Source organism: Thiomonas sp. DCM-2 (assembly GCF_056820905.1).
Map to the genome: position 1 here is coordinate 2397013 of NZ_CM165962.1, position 14256 is coordinate 2411268.

The following is a 14256-nucleotide window of genomic DNA, read 5'->3' on the forward strand; positions in this document are numbered from 1 at the left end:
GAATCGGGCTTTGCCACATTGCAAAACCCGTTATCGCCACTCCACGTGTCGATGCCGCTTGAACTGCCGCGTCACCTGCAGCCCCTCGAGCAGGAGCTTGAGCGCGGTGAAGTCGATCTCGGCGCTGCGCTGCCCGCCCCAGTCGCGCACAAAGCGGCCGGCCTCCAGCCGTTTGCTCCACACGCACCAGCCGCTGCGATCGAAGTACAGCACCTTGATCTGGTCAGCCCGACGGTTCGCGAACACGAACAGATGCCCGCCCAGCGGGTCGACCTCAAAGCCCTGGCGCGCCAGCGCGTACAGCCCGTCGTAGGACTTGCGCATGTCGGCAGGCTGCCCATACAAGAAGACCCGGATGCGCCCCTCAGGAAAGAACATCAGCGGCGCACCAGATGCAGGCTCATGCCGCCGCCCAGGTCCAGCCGCAACTCCATGGGCGCATGCATGCCGCCGGTACCGACTTCGCCCAACTCGATGAACCCCGCGGCACGCTGCTCCATACGCCCAGTCTTGGCCGTCACGGGCGCAGCCTTCACCTTGCCCGACAGCCGCTCACGCCAGCGCCGATAGCTGCTCACACACACTCGCTCCTGCCGACAAAAGCTCTTGAGCGTCAGCCCCGAGGCCGGGAAACGCTCAATCACGTCGCGCCAGCACGCCTCGTCCAGGTGCCGCCGCCGCTTGACCTCGGCCACCTCTGCCGCGTCGTTCTCCATCTCGAATGTCTCCTCATCCCTGCGATGGGAAACATTCTTCGTGGGATCCGAAACGAACGAAAGAACGCCGCTGGCTTACCGGTTACATTCAGGTCACACGCAGACCGCCCGAAGGGCTTGCTGCGCGCAAGCTCATGCCGGTGCAGCAGGTTCTGTGCGCAACGCCCTGCTATCTCGCCAGCCGCCCGGCCATTCTCCATCCGGCCGATCTGGCGGCGCACAGCTGCTTGGTATTGGGGGAAGACGCGCAGGACCGGCGCTGGCGCTTCCGTCACGGCAACTCTGCCGTTGAAGTCGAGGTGAATGGACGCTATGCGGTCAACCACAGTGCACTGCGACTCGACGCCATGCTGGCTGATCTGGGTATCTGCTCGCTGCCCGACTATGTGGCTCGCTCTGCCCTGGACAGCAGGACCGCCGTGCAGGTATTGCAGGAATGGGACTTCCAAGGCAATTATGGCGGTGACGCCTACGCGCTCTATCCGCCCAGCCGCTTTGTGTCGCCTGCCGTACGCGCGCTGATCGACCATCTCGCAGTGGCGATGGCGCAAGGCCCGCTCAATTCTCCAGCAGCGGTTCCTGCGCCATGAAAAAGGCGATGTCCCGAACTCTGTTGAACGGATAGTGTGAAGGTGGCGGCTCCTTTCGCCCGCATGCGAGCATGCGGGTGCCTCGCAAGCAAAGAAAGGAACCACCAAGATGAAGTCTCGCACGAAGTCCAAGGCGCGCGCATGCGCGCAGCCCCAAGTTCAGATCTCGATGCCATTACAAGGCGTTTTGCAGGACGTGCAGCAAGCGTTTTACGGGCTGTGCATCGAAGCCGGTCGGCGGGTGCTGGACGTGATGATGGAAGCCGACCGAGAGGCGTTGTGCGGTCCCAAGGGCGTGCCCAATGCCCAGCGTCGCGCCGTGCGCGGTGGGCACACCAGCAGCCGCGTGGTGCTGGGCGGGCAGCGCATCGACATGCGCCGGCCAAGGGCACGCGCCCTCGATGGCGGGGAACTTCCCCTGCCCACGTTTGCCTGGGCGGCAGGGGCCGACCCGCTCAATGCGGCCACGCTGTCGGCGGTGGCCGCTGGGGTGTCCACGCGGCGCTACGCCAGCACGCTGGGTCCGCTGCCCCCCAAGGTGCGCCGCTCGTGTGCGTCCAAGAGCGCCGTGTCGCGCCGCTTCAAAGAACTCAGCCAGCAGCAGCTTGACGCCTGGCTGAACCGGCGGCTCGACACCTTGGATCTGCCCGTCATCATGATTGATGGCATCCACTTTGCCGATCGCGTGGTCCTCATCGCCTTGGGGGTCGATGCGCGCGCGGGCAGTAACCGGTAAGCCAGCGGCGTTCTTTCGTTCGTTTCGGATCCCACGAAGAATGTTTCCCATCGCAGGGATGAGGAGACATTCGAGATGGAGAACGACGCGGCAGAGGTGGCCGAGGTCAAGCGGCGGCGGCACCTGGACGAGGCGTGCTGGCGCGACGTGATTGAGCGTTTCCCGGCCTCGGGGCTGACGCTCAAGAGCTTTTGTCGGCAGGAGCGAGTGTGTGTGAGCAGCTATCGGCGCTGGCGTGAGCGGCTGTCGGGCAAGGTGAAGGCTGCGCCCGTGACGGCCAAGACTGGGCGTATGGAGCAGCGTGCCGCGGGGTTCATCGAGTTGGGCGAAGTCGGTACCGGCGGCATGCATGCGCCCATGGAGTTGCGGCTGGACCTGGGCGGCGGCATGAGCCTGCATCTGGTGCGCCGCTGATGTTCTTTCCTGAGGGGCGCATCCGGGTCTTCTTGTATGGGCAGCCTGCCGACATGCGCAAGTCCTACGACGGGCTGTACGCGCTGGCGCGCCAGGGCTTTGAGGTCGACCCGCTGGGCGGGCATCTGTTCGTGTTCGCGAACCGTCGGGCTGACCAGATCAAGGTGCTGTACTTCGATCGCAGCGGCTGGTGCGTGTGGAGCAAACGGCTGGAGGCCGGCCGCTTTGTGCGCGACTGGGGCGGGCAGCGCAGCGCCGAGATCGACTTCACCGCGCTCAAGCTCCTGCTCGAGGGGCTGCAGGTGACGCGGCAGTTCAAGCGGCATCGACACGTGGAGTGGCGATAACGGGTTTTGCAATGTGGCAAAGCCCGATTCCCTTCGGGCTTTGCCATGGGCACAATGCTTTCATGCGTGCAGACCCCGCTCAAGTGCAGACCTATACCGCCCAGATCGTGGCGGGCATGGCGGTTGAGGCTCTCGTGCGGTTGCTGCAATCGCAAGCGCAGACCATCGTTGAGCAGCAGCGGCAACTGGCGTGGTTCAGGCGACAGATCTTCGGCAGCAAGAGCGAACGGCTGCAGAGCGTGGCCGATGCGCAGCAACTTCATCTCGGCCAGATTCTGGGTGATCTGCCGATCCCGCCACAAGCCCCCGAGGCTGGACGCCAAGTGGCCGGGCACACGCGGCGCGCACGCACGACAGATTGTGCTGGCGACCAGGACGCGACGGCGTTCTTCGACGCCGAGCGGGTCGAGGTGCAGGTCATCCACCTGCCGTGCGCCCAGGCGCAGGGGTTGCGTGCCGAGGAGTACGAGGTCATCGGCGAGAAGGTCAGCTACCGCCTGGCGCAGCGCCCGGGCGCCTATGTGGCGCTCAAGTACGTGCGCCCGGTGATCAAGCGGCTCGACACCGCGACCCTGCACTGCGCGCCGGCGCCGGCCAGCGTGTTCGAGGGCAGCCGCGCCGACGTGAGTTTCGTCGCCGGCATGGCGGTGGACAAGTTCCGCTACCACCTGCCGCTGTACCGCCAGCATCAGCGGCTGGCCGATGCCGGCTTCAAGCTCAGCCGGGCCTGGTTGACCCAGCTCATGCAGCAGACTGCGGCGCTGCTCGAGCCCATCGTGGATGCGCAGCTGGCCTCGATCCTGGGCGGGCATGTGATCACGATGGACGAGACCCCGATCAAGGCCGGCCGCGCCGGGCCGGGGAAGATGAAGGGCACGTACTTCTGGCCGGTGTATGGCGAGCACGACGAGGTGTGCTTCCCCCACTTCGCCTCGCGCCGCCATGAGCATGTGAGCCAAGTTCTTGGACAGTTGCCCAGTGGCACGGTGCTGCTGAGCGATGGCTACGCGGCCTATGCCCGCTATGCGAGGCAGACCGGAGTCACCCACGCGCAGTGCTGGGCGCACGCGCGGCGCCTGTTCTTCGAGGCGCAAGACGCCGAGCCGCGGGCGGCCACGCAAGCCTTGCAGCACATCACCGCGCTGTACCGTATCGAGGCCGAGATCCGCGCCGCCGGGTGGGAGGGTGCGGCCAAGCTGGCGCATCGCGCCACCCACAGCCGGGCGCGGGTGCAGGCGTTCTTCGCCTGGGTCGAGCAGCAGTTCGCGCAGCAGGGCCTGCTGCCGAGCAATCCGTTGACCAAAGCGCTGGCCTACGTGCGAGAGCGACGGGCAGCGCTGTCAGTGTTCATCGATGACCCGGCGGTGCCCATCGACACGAACCACATCGAGCGCGCGCTGCGTCCGATCCCGATGGGGCGGCGCAACTGGCTGTTCTGCTGGAGCGAGGTCGGCGCACGCCATGTGGGCATCCTGCAAAGCCTCATCGCCACCTGCGTGCTGCAGGGTATCGACCCGTACACCTATCTGGTCGACGTGTTGCAGCGCGTGGGCCGACATCCCCAGTCCCGGGTGGTCGAACTCACCCCCAGGCTGTGGACGCAGCACTTCGGGCAGGACCCGCTGTGCTCGGACCTGGACAGGGCCGCGCCCCGATGACGCAGCGGATCTCCACGCGCATTGTTGCCCAGGCGATCCTCACCGTCGACCGCATGGATCTGCGCGCGCGCGAGGCGCTCGCCGACGAGATCCATGCGCACCAGCCCACGCTGCTTGCCAGTGTGCTGGTCCTGCCGCGCCTGGGCGCCAGGCTGGAGCAGGTCGAGATTATCCTCAACATCCTCTTCGTGGTGTACCAGGCGATGAAGATCAGCGGACATGCATGGCCGATGGTCTGCGAGGATCTGCAAGATCGCTGCCTCGACCGCCTCGTGGCGAAGATGCTCTTCCTCGACGGCTTGACCACGCTGCAGCAGGCGCAGGCGCTGCAGCAGCAGATCGACTCCCACGCCGAGCCCAACCTGCTGGCGTTCGTCTACAGCCGCCTGCAGGATCACGACCTGCTGGACGTGAAAACCGATGCGATCAAGTTCATGCTTCTGGCAGCGGTGAACCTCACCGAGTGCGTCGCAGCAGTATGCCCATCGCACACCACCAAGGCGGTGCAGCGGCGCACTGCCCGACGCGTGAAGACTGCTGCCTGATGCTGCTGCATCTACCCACCCAATAGCTCGAGCGCAATCACGCCGCTGGCTGAACGCTTACCGCGGGCAAGCATGTCCTGGGGATTCGCGAGGGCTCCAGCGAAGCCGCCCGCGTCGTGGCCGCCTTGTTGTCCGATCTCATCGACCGCGGCCTCGATGCCAAGCGCCCACGGCTGTGGGTGGTCGACGGCGGCAAGGCGCTGCGCCGCGCCATCACGCAAACCTTCGGCTGCGCAGCCCTCATCCAGCGCTGCCAGGAGCACAAGCGTCGCAACGTCCTCGATCACCTGCCCAAGACCCTGCACGCCAGCGTCAACCGCGCGCTGCGCGATGCCTATGCGGCCAGCGACGCCGACCTGGCTCGGCGCCAGCTGCAACGTCTGGCCAGCTCTCTGGCCTCCAAGCACCCCGGGGCTGCCACCAGCTTGCGCGAGGGCCTGGAGGACACACTGACCTTGCAGACCCTGGGCATCACCGGCGCGCTGTACCGCACCCTGCGCACGACCAACCCGATCGAGAACCTCAACGGACTGGTCGCCAGCTACACCCGCAACGTCAAGCGCTGGAGCGACGGGGCCATGGTGCTGCGCTGGGTTGCCAGCGCCTTGAACGACGCCGCTCCGCGCATGCGCCGATTGCGCGGCTGCGACCAGATGACGACCTTGTTGCACGCCCTCGCACAGCGCTCACCTGCTGACACCACACAGGGCATTCAGCGCGTCGCGTAGCATCCCCACCCGGAGCCGTCACTCACCACCGTTCAACAGCGAACGGGACATCGCCATGAAAAACGCCCCGCATGTCGGGGCGTTTTTCAGAAACGTGCAGTGCAGATTCAGGTGAACTTGCGGGTAGCCATGAAACGGTCGAACTCGTTGTCCGCAAAGCGGAACCACAGAATGTCGTCGTTGCGGAACTTGGCCCAGTCGGTATAGACCTTCTTCCAGTTGGCGTTGCTGGCGGAGAGCTCGTTGTAGAGATCGTTGGACGCCTTGAATGCAGCCTCCATCACATCTTTCGGGAAGCCCTGCAGCTTGGCGCCCTTGCCCACCAGTTCCTTGAGCGCCGGCGGGTTCTTGGCGTCATACATGGCCTGCATGTTGATGTGCGCGTGCGACGCCGCGATCTCGACGATCGATTTGTATTCGGGAGACAGCGCGTTGTAGGCCTTCTGGTTGACGAACAGATCAAGTTGCGGACCACCTTCCCACCAGCCCGGATACAGGTAGTTCTTGGCCACCTTGTAGAAGCCCAGCTTCAGGTCGTCGTACGGCCCGATCCACTCGGCGGCGTCGATGGTGCCCTTTTCCAGCGAGGGATAGATATCGCCGCCGGGGATGTTCTGCGGCACCACGCCGATGCGCTCCATGACCTTGCCGCCAAAGCCGCCGATGCGCATTTTCAGGCCTTTCATGTCGGCCAGGCTCTTGATGGGCTTGCGGAACCAGCCCCCCATCTGCGCTCCGGTGTTGCCCAGCGGGAAGCTGATAATGTTGTAGTTTGAATAGAACTCGCGCATGAGCTTGAGGCCGTTGCCCTGATACATCCAGGCGCTCATCTGGCGGGAGTTCATGCCGAAGGGCACTGCGCAGCCCAGTGCGAAGGTCGGGTCCTTGCCGAAGAAGTAGTACGGCGCGGTATGCGCGCACTCCACGGTGCCTTGCTGCACGGCGTCGACCACGCCGAATGCAGGCACCAGCTCGCCCGCAGCATGGACGCTGATTTCGAACTTGCCGCCGGAGGCCTCCTTGACCTTCTGCGCGAAGATGTTGGCGGCGCCGAAAATGGTGTCGAGCGAGTTGGGGAAACTTGAGGCCAGGCGCCAGCGCACCGCTTGCTGGGCCATGACAGCAGCCGGGGCAGCACCCGCGGCAAGAATTCCGGCCAGGCCGGCGTGTTTGACAAATGAACGGCGTTCCATGGGGTCTCCTGGGATGTTGACGCTTGTTACAACTGCTACATTGCTTGTCGAAGCGCGTCTGATTGTATTGATGGATGCCAAGCCCAAACAAAAAGCCCGCCGGAGCGGGCTTTTTTACCGTGAGCGTTCAGGTGAGCTTGCGGGTGGACATGAACCGGTCGAACTCATTTTCCGCGAAGCGGAACCAGAGAATGTCGTCGTTGCGGAACTTGACCCAGTCGGTGTAGACCTTCTTCCAGTTGGCGTTGCTGGCCGACAGTTCGCTGTAGAGGTCATTGGCCGCCTTGTAGGCAGCCTCCATGACGTCCTTGGGGAAGCCCTGCAGCTTGGCGCCCTTGCCCACCAGTTCCTTGAGCGCCGGCGGATTCTTGGCGTCGTAGGCCGCCTGCATGTTGACGTGTGCATAGGCGGTCGCGGCATCCACGGCGGCCTTGTAGTCGGCAGGCAGCGCGTTGTAGGCCTTGTTGTTCACATACAGATCGAGTTCCAGGCCACCTTCCCACCAGCCCGGATACAGGTAGTTCTTGGCCACCTTGTAGAAGCCCAGCTTCAGGTCGTCGTACGGCCCGATCCACTCGGCGGCGTCGATGGTGCCCTTTTCCAGCGAGGGATAGATGTCGCCGCCGGGAATGTTCTGCGGCACCACGCCGATGCGCTCGATCACCTTGCCGGCGAAGCCGCCGATGCGCATCTTCAGGCCCTTCATGTCGGCCAGGCTCTTGATGGGCTTGCGGAACCAGCCACCCATCTGCGCGCCGGTGTTGCCACAGGGGAAGTTGACGATGTTGTACTGGCTGTAGAACTCGCGCATGAGCTTGAGGCCGTTGCCCTGGAACATCCAGGCAGTCATCTGGCGCGAGTTGAAGCCGAAAGGCACCGTGCCGCCGAGCGCAAAGGTCGGGTCCTTGCCGAAGAAGTAATACGGCGCGGTGTGGCAGCACTCCAGCGTGCCTTGCTGCACGGCGTCGACCACGCCGAACGCGGGCACCAGTTCACCGGCTGCGTGCACCGAAATCTCGAACTTCCCGTTGGTCAGTTCCTTGACCTTTTGCGCGAACACATTGGCCGCGCCATAAATCGTGTCGAGCGAATTGGGAAAGCTCGACGCCAGGCGCCAGCGCACGGTCTGCTGCGCCATGACGGCAGGTGCAGTACCCGCCGCAAGAATGCCGGCCAGGCCAGCATGTTTCACGAATGAACGACGTTCCATGGAGTCTCCGAAGGAAAAGTTGAAAGCATCGGGATGTCATTTCTTGTGCGGTATAGGATCACCGCCCCGATCGACTGATCGTAACTTGTGTAACCGGTCGCATCCTTACGGGTTAGCACGATAGATTCGTGACTTCGGTGTGAATCTGCTTTGCGTGGAAGTGCCGCATTCGCGCACTCCACAAAAACAAAGCCGCCCGAAGGCGGCTGGAGCGCATGTGCTTGCAGATCAGCCTGCGCCGCCCACGGTCATGCCGTCGATCAGGATGGAGCCCGTGGTCTTGCTGCCGTAGGTGTGGGTGTCGGCGCCGACGGCAACCACATTGCGCAGCATGTCGCGCAGGTTGCCAGCGATGGTGATCTCCTGCACCGGATAGCGAATCTTTCCGCCCTCGACCCAGAAACCCATGACTCCACGCGAGTAGTCGCCGGTGACGTAGTTGATGCCGTGACCGATCAGCTCGATGGCAAACAGCCCGGTGTCGAGCTTGCGCAGCATGGCGCGCAGGTCATCCCGGGGCTGGGTGAGCCGGCTGGTGAGCAGCAGGTTGTGCGCACCCCCGGCGTTGCCCGTGGTCTGCATGCCCAGCTTGCGCGCCGAGTAGGTGCCCAGCAGGTAGCCCTGCACCACGCCACCTTCGACCAGCGCGCGCTTGCGGGTGGCAACGCCTTCGCTGTCGAACGGTGAACTGCCGCGGCGTTTGGGCAGAGTGGGGTCTTCGATCAGGTCGATGTGGTCGGCCCAGACCGGCTGCCCCAGGCTGTCCTGCAGGAAGGACGATTTGCGATAGAGCGCCCCGCCACTGATGGCGTGGGTGAAACTGCCGATCAGCCCCGAAGCCAGCGGCGACTCGAACAGCACCGGGCATTTGCGCGTGGACAGCTTGCGCGCCTTCAGCCTGGAGAGCGCGCGCTCGGCGGCATAGCGGCCGACGGCCTCGGGCGATGCCAGGTCGGCGGGATCGCATTCCGACGTCCACCAGTAGTCGCGTTGCATGTCGTCACCGTGGCCGGCGATCGGCGCGCAGGACAGGCTGTGCGACGAGGTGGCATAGCCGTCGCAGAACCCGCGACTGTTGGCCAGGACGAAGTGCGACTCCTGCGCAGACACGCTTGCGCCCTCGCTGTTGCGGATGCGTGGATCGACGGCGAACGCAGCGCGCTCGGCGCGCAGGGCGATCTTCGCAGCGGCCTGCGGCGTCAGGTCCCACGGGTGATAGAGGTCGAGCGCGCCCTGTGGCTGACCGATGGCGAGTTGATCCGCATCGGGCAGCCCGGCGCAGTCGTCCTCGGCGGTATAGCGGGCGATATCGAAAGCGGCCTTCGCCGTGCGTGCAATGGCCTCGGCAGAAAAATCGGAGGTGCTGGCGTGGCCACGGCGCTGGCCGTCAAACACGCTGATGGACAGGCTCTTGTCTCGGTTGTGCTCCACGTTTTCGATCTGGCCGTTGCGCACGCCGACCGACATGCCCTGCCCTTCGGAGACTTCGACTTGCGCGTCGGTCGCGCCAGCCTTGCGGGCCTGGTCGAGCGCCTGCTGGGCGAGGTCCTGAAACTGCGATTTGCTGTAGGCGAAACGTCCCACGATATGGAATTCCTTGTTTTTGCTCTGCGCCCCGCCCGGGATGGACGGTCGGCTGAGGTGCGTCTGAAGTCAACGGATAATAAGAGGCATGAAATTCCCGCATCGCCCCACCGACTCCGCAGACGCTCCGCCAGACGATCGTCCACCGAGCAAAAGCCAGGTCAAGCGCGAGATGCTCGCGTTGCAGGAGCTGGGCGAGCAGCTCATCGCCCTGCCCGCGCACACCATCCGTCAGGCCAACCTGCCCGAGGCGCTGCGCGACGCTGTGCTCGAAGCCCAGCGCATCACCGCGCATGGCGGACGCAAGCGGCAGACGCTCTATGTCGGCAAGCTCATGCGCTCGACCGACGCCGAAGCGGTGCGCGCCATCCTTGCTGCCGCCACACAGGACGACCGCGCCAGCGTGGCCCGCATGCATGCGCTGGAACGCTGGCGCGACCACCTGCTGGCCTTTGATGCGGCGCAGACCGAATTTCTCGACAAGTACCCGAGTACCGATGCACAGCAGTTGCGCCAGCTCGTGCGCGGTGCACGTGCCGAAGTGGGCGTGGACAAGCCGCCGCGCCTGACCCGCCAACTGTTCCAGTTCATCAAGGCGGCCATCGCCGCCCATGACACCCCCAGCCATCCCGCAGACGATGAACCCCTCCCCAGTTTCTGATTCCTCCCCGTTCGATGCGGTGCGCATCGGCCTCGTTTCCATCAGCGACCGCGCCAGCAGCGGCATCTACGAAGACAAAGGCCTGCCCGCGTTGCGCGAGTGGCTGGCCCGCGCGCTGCGCAATCCGCTGACCTTCGTCGAGCGCCTGATTCCGGACGACCGCCTGCAGATCGCCTCGACCCTGGTCGATCTGGTCGACACGCAACACTGCCATCTGGTGCTCACCACCGGCGGCACCGGCCCGGCGCCGCGCGATGTCACGCCCGAAGCCACGCTGGACGTGGCCGACAAGGAAATGCCCGGCTTTGGCGAACAGATGCGGCGCATCAGCCTGCACTTCGTGCCCACGGCCATCCTGTCGCGGCAGACCGCGGTGATCCGCGCCAAGACGCTGATCATCAACCTGCCGGGGCAGCCCAAGTCGATTGCCGAAACCCTCGAAGGCGTGCGCGATGCCTCCGGCGCGAATGTGGTTCCAGGGCTGTTTGCCGCCGTGCCGTACTGCATCGACCTGATCGGCGGGCCGTATCTGGAAACCGACCCTGCGGTGTGCGTGGCGTTTCGTCCCAAGTCAGCGCTGCGCCCGCCGCGCGCGGTCGGCTGAGCGTTCATTCCTTTCTGCGCCGTCGGATTTGGATACATTTCGTCGCAAGTACCCGCGTTATGCTCGAAATGCACAACGCAAGGAGGCTCGTCATGCGCACCCAGAAAACCACCGCGACCGCACTGGCCGCACTCGCCTTGGCCGTCGGCTGCGCCTGCACCTCGGCGCAGGCTGAAACCCTCACCCTCTTTGCCGCCGGCACGCTGGGCAAGACCTTCACCACCCTGGCGCGCGGGTTCGAAAAGCTGCACCCCGGCGTGACCGTGCAGCCGCAGTTTGGCGGCAGCGTGAAAATGGTCAAGCAGGTCACCGTGCTGCATCAACCCGCCGATGTGGTGGCCGTGGCCGATTACTCGGTCATCCCCAAATACATGTTCACCGGGCAGGAAGGCGGCAAGCCCACTGCGAATTGGGCCATCGGCTTTCTTGGCAACGCGATCACCTTCATCTACACCCCCAAGAGCAAGGGCGCGAAGGAGATCCATGCGGACAACTGGTGGAAGGTGCTGTCGCAGCCCGGGGTGCAGATCGGGCGTTCGAACCCGAACACCGACCCGTCGGGCTACCAGACCCTGCAGATGCTCGATCTGGCCAGCCGGTACTACAAACAGCCCGATCTTGCGGCCAAGGTGCTGGCCAATTCGCCCGAAAGCAATCTGCGCGACACCGAGACCGATCTGATCTCGGCGCTGCAGCTCGGGCAGATCGACTACCTGGCGATCTACCGCTCGGATGCGGTGCAGCATCACCTGGAGGCGCTCGACCTGCCGCCGCAGATCAACCTGAGCGATCCGAAATACGCCGCAGAGTACGCCCAGGCCAAGGCCCAGACCAAGAATGGCGATCTCGCGGGCCGACCGATCATCTACGCGCTGACCATCCCGACCTCCGCGCCGCATCCCAAACTGGCCCAGGAGTTCATCGCCTACCTGCTCGGGCCGGAAGGACAGAAGGTGATCGCGGCCAATGGATTCATTGCGCTGAAGCACCCTTACGCCATGCACCGCGACAAGGTCCCGGCGGCGCTGCGCGGGCTCACGGTGGCCTGGACGGAATGAGCCCACCCCGAGAGCCTGCGCTGCGCTTGGCTTTCCCCTCAAGGGGCGGCACGCCCTTGGGGCGGCCCTGCGGGCGTGCCGGTCGCCCACCCCGAGAGCCTGCGCTGCAGAGGGAAGCGGGTCATGTTGCCGCGTGATACCCACAGCCCGATGTTCTGGGTGTTCTGGCTGATCGGCGCCACGCTCTTGGCGTTCATCGCCCTGCCGTTGCTGGCGCTGCTGCTGCATCCCACGCTGGGTGATCTGCGGCAGGTGGCCGCGATGCCCGATGTGCGCAGCGCGATCGGGCTGAGCCTGGCGGCGGCGCTCTCCAGCACGGCGCTGGCTGCGGTGTTCGCCGTGCCGCTGGCGTATGTGCTCGCGCGGCAGCAGTTTCGCGGCAAGAGCGCGGTCGAGGCGCTGGTCGATCTGCCGCTGACCATCCCGCACACCATTGCCGGGATCGCGCTGCTGCTGGTGTTCAGCCGCAACGGCTGGCTGAGCGCACCGCTGGCGCGCATCGGCCTGGAGTTCTGGGGCACGTTTGCCGCCGTCGTGCTGGCGATGAGCTATGTCGGCCTGCCGTATGCGGTGAACGCGGCGCGCGGCGGCTTCGAGGCCGTCGACCTGCAGATCGAGCGCGCTGCGCGCATCCAGGGCGCGGCGCCGTGGGAGGTGTTTCGCCGCGTGACCCTGCCGCTGGCGGCGCGGGGCATCGGCACGGGGCTGACGCTGTGTTTCGCTCGCGCCATCGGCGAATTCGCTGCCGTGGTGCTGCTGGCGTATTACCCGATGACCGCGCCGATCCGCATCTACGACCTATTCCTGCAATCGGGTCTGCGGCAGTCGGTGGCGGCCTCGGTGCTGTTCCTGCTGATCGTGCTCGCATTGTTCTGGGCGATGCGGCTGCTGATTTCCGCGCGCGCGCTGCGCACCCGCCACACACCTGCTGCATGGCTGCGTTGACCCCACCGATCCCATTTGCCGCGGGCGCCAGAACAGTGCAGGAGCCTTGCACCGGCGGCGGCCTGCATCTGGACGGATTGCAATGGGGCATCGGCGCGTGGCAATCGGCCACAGTCAGCCTGCAGGTGCCAGCGGGCCAGACCCTGGTGTTGCTGGGCCATAACGGCGCGGGAAAAAGCGCGCTGCTCGACACCATCGCCGGATTCCTTCCCGTGCGTGCAGGGCGGCTGCATCTGGGTCTGCGCGATCTGACCGCGCTGCCGCCTCAGGCGCGACGCATCGGCTACATGTTCCAGCGCGACGCGCTGTTTCCGCACTGGAACATCGAACGCAATCTGCGCTTTGGCCGTGGCGCGCAGGCGAACCTGGACGATCTGCTCGACGCGCTGGAACTGCGTCCCTGGCTGCGCCACCATCCGCACCAGCTCAGCGGCGGCCAGCGGCAGCGGGTGGCGCTGGCACGGGCGCTGGTCGGTGCGCCCGAGTTGCTGCTGCTCGACGAACCGCTGGCGGCCATCGACCCCGAGGCCCGCCCCGCGCTGCGCCGTACCCTGGCTGCGCTGCTGCGCCAGCGCGCCATCACCACCGTGCTGGTGACCCACGACCCCAGCGACGCCCGACTGCTGGGCGATCAGGTCGGCGTGATCGAGGCTGGCCGTTTGCTGCAGGTCGACACGCCGCAGCGGGTCTTCGATCATCCGGCTGACCTGCGCACCGCCCGCCTGGTGGGGGTGGACAATCTGTGGGATTTGCAGGTGCAAGCGGTCCGCCACAGCGGTCAGCAGACGGTGGTCACGCTCGGCCTCGACAAACACGCGGTGCTCGACTGGGTGGGCGCCCTGCCCGCTGGAACCGCAGCGCAGCCCGGAGACCGCCTCACCCTGGCGGTGCGGGCCGAAGCCGTGCACCCCTGCCCTGCTTCAGATGCACGCCCTGCGCACGTCGCGGCTGGAGACATCATTCTGTCTGTTCATTTGATCGACGCCCGCTGTGAAGGCCCGCTGTGGCGGCTGCGCTGCGCGCTGGCCTGCGGTCTGGAAGTGCAGGCGTTCGCCTTGCCCGCGCTGTGGCGCGAGCTGGCCGTGCGCAGTGGCGATGCCCTGGAGCTGCGCATCCGGCAGCAGGACATGCACCTGCTGGCCCCCTAGGGCCTGTTCACGCTATTGGTGCACCCGCGTTGCCCCCAGGCGGGGATGGATGCAAGGCGGAGGCCAGGGGCAAGGCTGGGCGCCTTGCCCCTGGCTGACAACGCCGCAGACGCACCGCC

15 protein-coding genes and 2 pseudogenes are annotated in these 14256 nt (G+C 65.5%); 12 read left to right on the plus strand and 5 right to left on the minus strand.

Features of this window, described 5'->3' with window-relative positions; genetic code table 11:
• Positions 1-30 precede the first annotated feature (30 nt).
• Positions 31-378 carry an IS66 family insertion sequence element accessory protein TnpB gene (tnpB, locus tag AC1ZQA_RS11560; protein ID WP_482676862.1) on the minus strand — a complete coding sequence of 116 codons (348 nt, stop codon included), beginning with the start codon at positions 376-378 and terminating at the stop codon, positions 31-33.
• The gene (gene tnpA, locus AC1ZQA_RS11565; RefSeq protein ID WP_482676863.1) at positions 378-716 is read right to left on the minus strand and encodes an IS66 family insertion sequence element accessory protein TnpA; all 339 of its coding nucleotides are present in this window, start codon (positions 714-716) and stop codon (positions 378-380) included. Before tnpA (AC1ZQA_RS11565) ends, tnpB (AC1ZQA_RS11560) begins: the two co-directional genes overlap by 1 nt.
• A 5-nt stretch (positions 717-721) precedes the next feature.
• Between tnpA (AC1ZQA_RS11565) and AC1ZQA_RS11570 the strand changes: the two genes are divergently transcribed.
• From AC1ZQA_RS11570 to AC1ZQA_RS11600, 7 genes and pseudogenes are all read left to right on the plus strand, one after another.
• A complete protein-coding gene (locus AC1ZQA_RS11570; protein ID WP_482677034.1) occupies positions 722-1306 on the plus strand; it encodes a substrate binding domain-containing protein in 585 nt (194 codons plus the stop codon).
• Between the two features lie 109 nt (positions 1307-1415).
• Positions 1416-2036 (plus strand): annotated as a pseudogene (locus AC1ZQA_RS11575) (IS256 family transposase); the annotation flags it as partial.
• Between the two features lie 81 nt (positions 2037-2117).
• On the plus strand, positions 2118-2456 hold the full coding sequence (gene tnpA / locus AC1ZQA_RS11580; protein WP_482676863.1) for an IS66 family insertion sequence element accessory protein TnpA: 339 nt from the start codon (positions 2118-2120) through the stop codon (positions 2454-2456).
• On the plus strand, positions 2456-2803 hold the full coding sequence (gene tnpB / locus AC1ZQA_RS11585) for an IS66 family insertion sequence element accessory protein TnpB (RefSeq protein WP_482676862.1): 348 nt from the start codon (positions 2456-2458) through the stop codon (positions 2801-2803). The genes tnpA (AC1ZQA_RS11580) and tnpB (AC1ZQA_RS11585) overlap by 1 nt, the downstream gene beginning before the upstream one ends.
• 62 nt (positions 2804-2865) lie before the next feature.
• Entirely contained in the window at positions 2866-4461 is a 1596-nt protein-coding gene (gene tnpC, locus AC1ZQA_RS11590; RefSeq protein WP_482676861.1) for an IS66 family transposase, read from the plus strand.
• Positions 4458-5006 (plus strand): hypothetical protein, encoded by a 549-nt coding sequence (locus AC1ZQA_RS11595; protein ID WP_482677032.1) that lies wholly within the window; start codon positions 4458-4460, stop codon positions 5004-5006. Before tnpC ends, AC1ZQA_RS11595 begins: the two co-directional genes overlap by 4 nt.
• A 68-nt stretch (positions 5007-5074) precedes the next feature.
• A pseudogene (locus AC1ZQA_RS11600) lies at positions 5075-5734 on the plus strand (transposase); the annotation flags it as partial.
• 107 nt (positions 5735-5841) lie between these two features.
• Here the strand turns inward: AC1ZQA_RS11600 and AC1ZQA_RS11605 are convergent.
• The 3 genes from AC1ZQA_RS11605 to pmbA form a co-directional block, all read right to left on the minus strand.
• Positions 5842-6927, minus strand: coding sequence for a TRAP transporter substrate-binding protein (locus AC1ZQA_RS11605; protein ID WP_482677035.1), 1086 nt, complete (start codon positions 6925-6927; stop codon positions 5842-5844).
• Between the two features lie 127 nt (positions 6928-7054).
• The gene (locus AC1ZQA_RS11610) at positions 7055-8137 is read right to left on the minus strand and encodes a TRAP transporter substrate-binding protein (protein WP_482677036.1); all 1083 of its coding nucleotides are present in this window, start codon (positions 8135-8137) and stop codon (positions 7055-7057) included.
• 228 nt (positions 8138-8365) lie between these two features.
• Entirely contained in the window at positions 8366-9721 is a 1356-nt protein-coding gene (pmbA, locus tag AC1ZQA_RS11615; protein WP_482677037.1) for a metalloprotease PmbA, read from the minus strand.
• Between the two features lie 88 nt (positions 9722-9809).
• Here pmbA and yjgA point away from each other — a divergent pair, with 88 nt between their 5' ends.
• The 5 genes from yjgA to AC1ZQA_RS11640 all read left to right on the plus strand — a co-directional run bounded on the left by yjgA (position 9810) and on the right by AC1ZQA_RS11640 (position 14137).
• Positions 9810-10382 (plus strand): ribosome biogenesis factor YjgA, encoded by a 573-nt coding sequence (gene yjgA / locus AC1ZQA_RS11620; protein WP_482677038.1) that lies wholly within the window; start codon positions 9810-9812, stop codon positions 10380-10382.
• Positions 10360-10986 carry a molybdopterin adenylyltransferase gene (mog, locus tag AC1ZQA_RS11625; protein WP_482677039.1) on the plus strand — a complete coding sequence of 209 codons (627 nt, stop codon included), beginning with the start codon at positions 10360-10362 and terminating at the stop codon, positions 10984-10986. The genes yjgA and mog overlap by 23 nt, the downstream gene beginning before the upstream one ends.
• 92 nt (positions 10987-11078) lie before the next feature.
• Positions 11079-12044: an extracellular solute-binding protein gene (locus tag AC1ZQA_RS11630; RefSeq protein ID WP_482677040.1), complete on the plus strand. Its 966-nt coding sequence runs from the start codon at positions 11079-11081 to the stop codon at positions 12042-12044.
• Positions 12045-12167: 123 nt separating this feature from the next.
• On the plus strand, positions 12168-12989 hold the full coding sequence (locus AC1ZQA_RS11635; RefSeq protein ID WP_482677041.1) for an ABC transporter permease: 822 nt from the start codon (positions 12168-12170) through the stop codon (positions 12987-12989).
• Entirely contained in the window at positions 12977-14137 is a 1161-nt protein-coding gene (locus tag AC1ZQA_RS11640) for an ABC transporter ATP-binding protein (RefSeq protein WP_482677042.1), read from the plus strand. Before AC1ZQA_RS11635 ends, AC1ZQA_RS11640 begins: the two co-directional genes overlap by 13 nt.
• The last annotated feature ends 119 nt before the right edge of the window (positions 14138-14256 follow it).

Coding starts and splice junctions, on each gene's coding strand:
- tnpB (WP_482676862.1), bottom strand. CDS start 378: ATGTTCTTTCCTGAGGGGCGCATCCGGGTCTTCTTGTATGGGCAGCCT.
- tnpA (WP_482676863.1), bottom strand. CDS start 716: ATGGAGAACGACGCGGCAGAGGTGGCCGAGGTCAAGCGGCGGCGGCAC.
- AC1ZQA_RS11570 (WP_482677034.1), top strand. CDS start 722: ATGTCTCCTCATCCCTGCGATGGGAAACATTCTTCGTGGGATCCGAAA.
- tnpA (WP_482676863.1), top strand. CDS start 2,118: ATGGAGAACGACGCGGCAGAGGTGGCCGAGGTCAAGCGGCGGCGGCAC.
- tnpB (WP_482676862.1), top strand. CDS start 2,456: ATGTTCTTTCCTGAGGGGCGCATCCGGGTCTTCTTGTATGGGCAGCCT.
- tnpC (WP_482676861.1), top strand. CDS start 2,866: ATGCGTGCAGACCCCGCTCAAGTGCAGACCTATACCGCCCAGATCGTG.
- AC1ZQA_RS11595 (WP_482677032.1), top strand. CDS start 4,458: ATGACGCAGCGGATCTCCACGCGCATTGTTGCCCAGGCGATCCTCACC.
- AC1ZQA_RS11605 (WP_482677035.1), bottom strand. CDS start 6,927: ATGGAACGCCGTTCATTTGTCAAACACGCCGGCCTGGCCGGAATTCTT.
- AC1ZQA_RS11610 (WP_482677036.1), bottom strand. CDS start 8,137: ATGGAACGTCGTTCATTCGTGAAACATGCTGGCCTGGCCGGCATTCTT.
- yjgA (WP_482677038.1), top strand. CDS start 9,810: ATGAAATTCCCGCATCGCCCCACCGACTCCGCAGACGCTCCGCCAGAC.
- mog (WP_482677039.1), top strand. CDS start 10,360: ATGAACCCCTCCCCAGTTTCTGATTCCTCCCCGTTCGATGCGGTGCGC.
- AC1ZQA_RS11630 (WP_482677040.1), top strand. CDS start 11,079: ATGCGCACCCAGAAAACCACCGCGACCGCACTGGCCGCACTCGCCTTG.
- AC1ZQA_RS11635 (WP_482677041.1), top strand. CDS start 12,168: ATGTTGCCGCGTGATACCCACAGCCCGATGTTCTGGGTGTTCTGGCTG.
- AC1ZQA_RS11640 (WP_482677042.1), top strand. CDS start 12,977: ATGGCTGCGTTGACCCCACCGATCCCATTTGCCGCGGGCGCCAGAACA.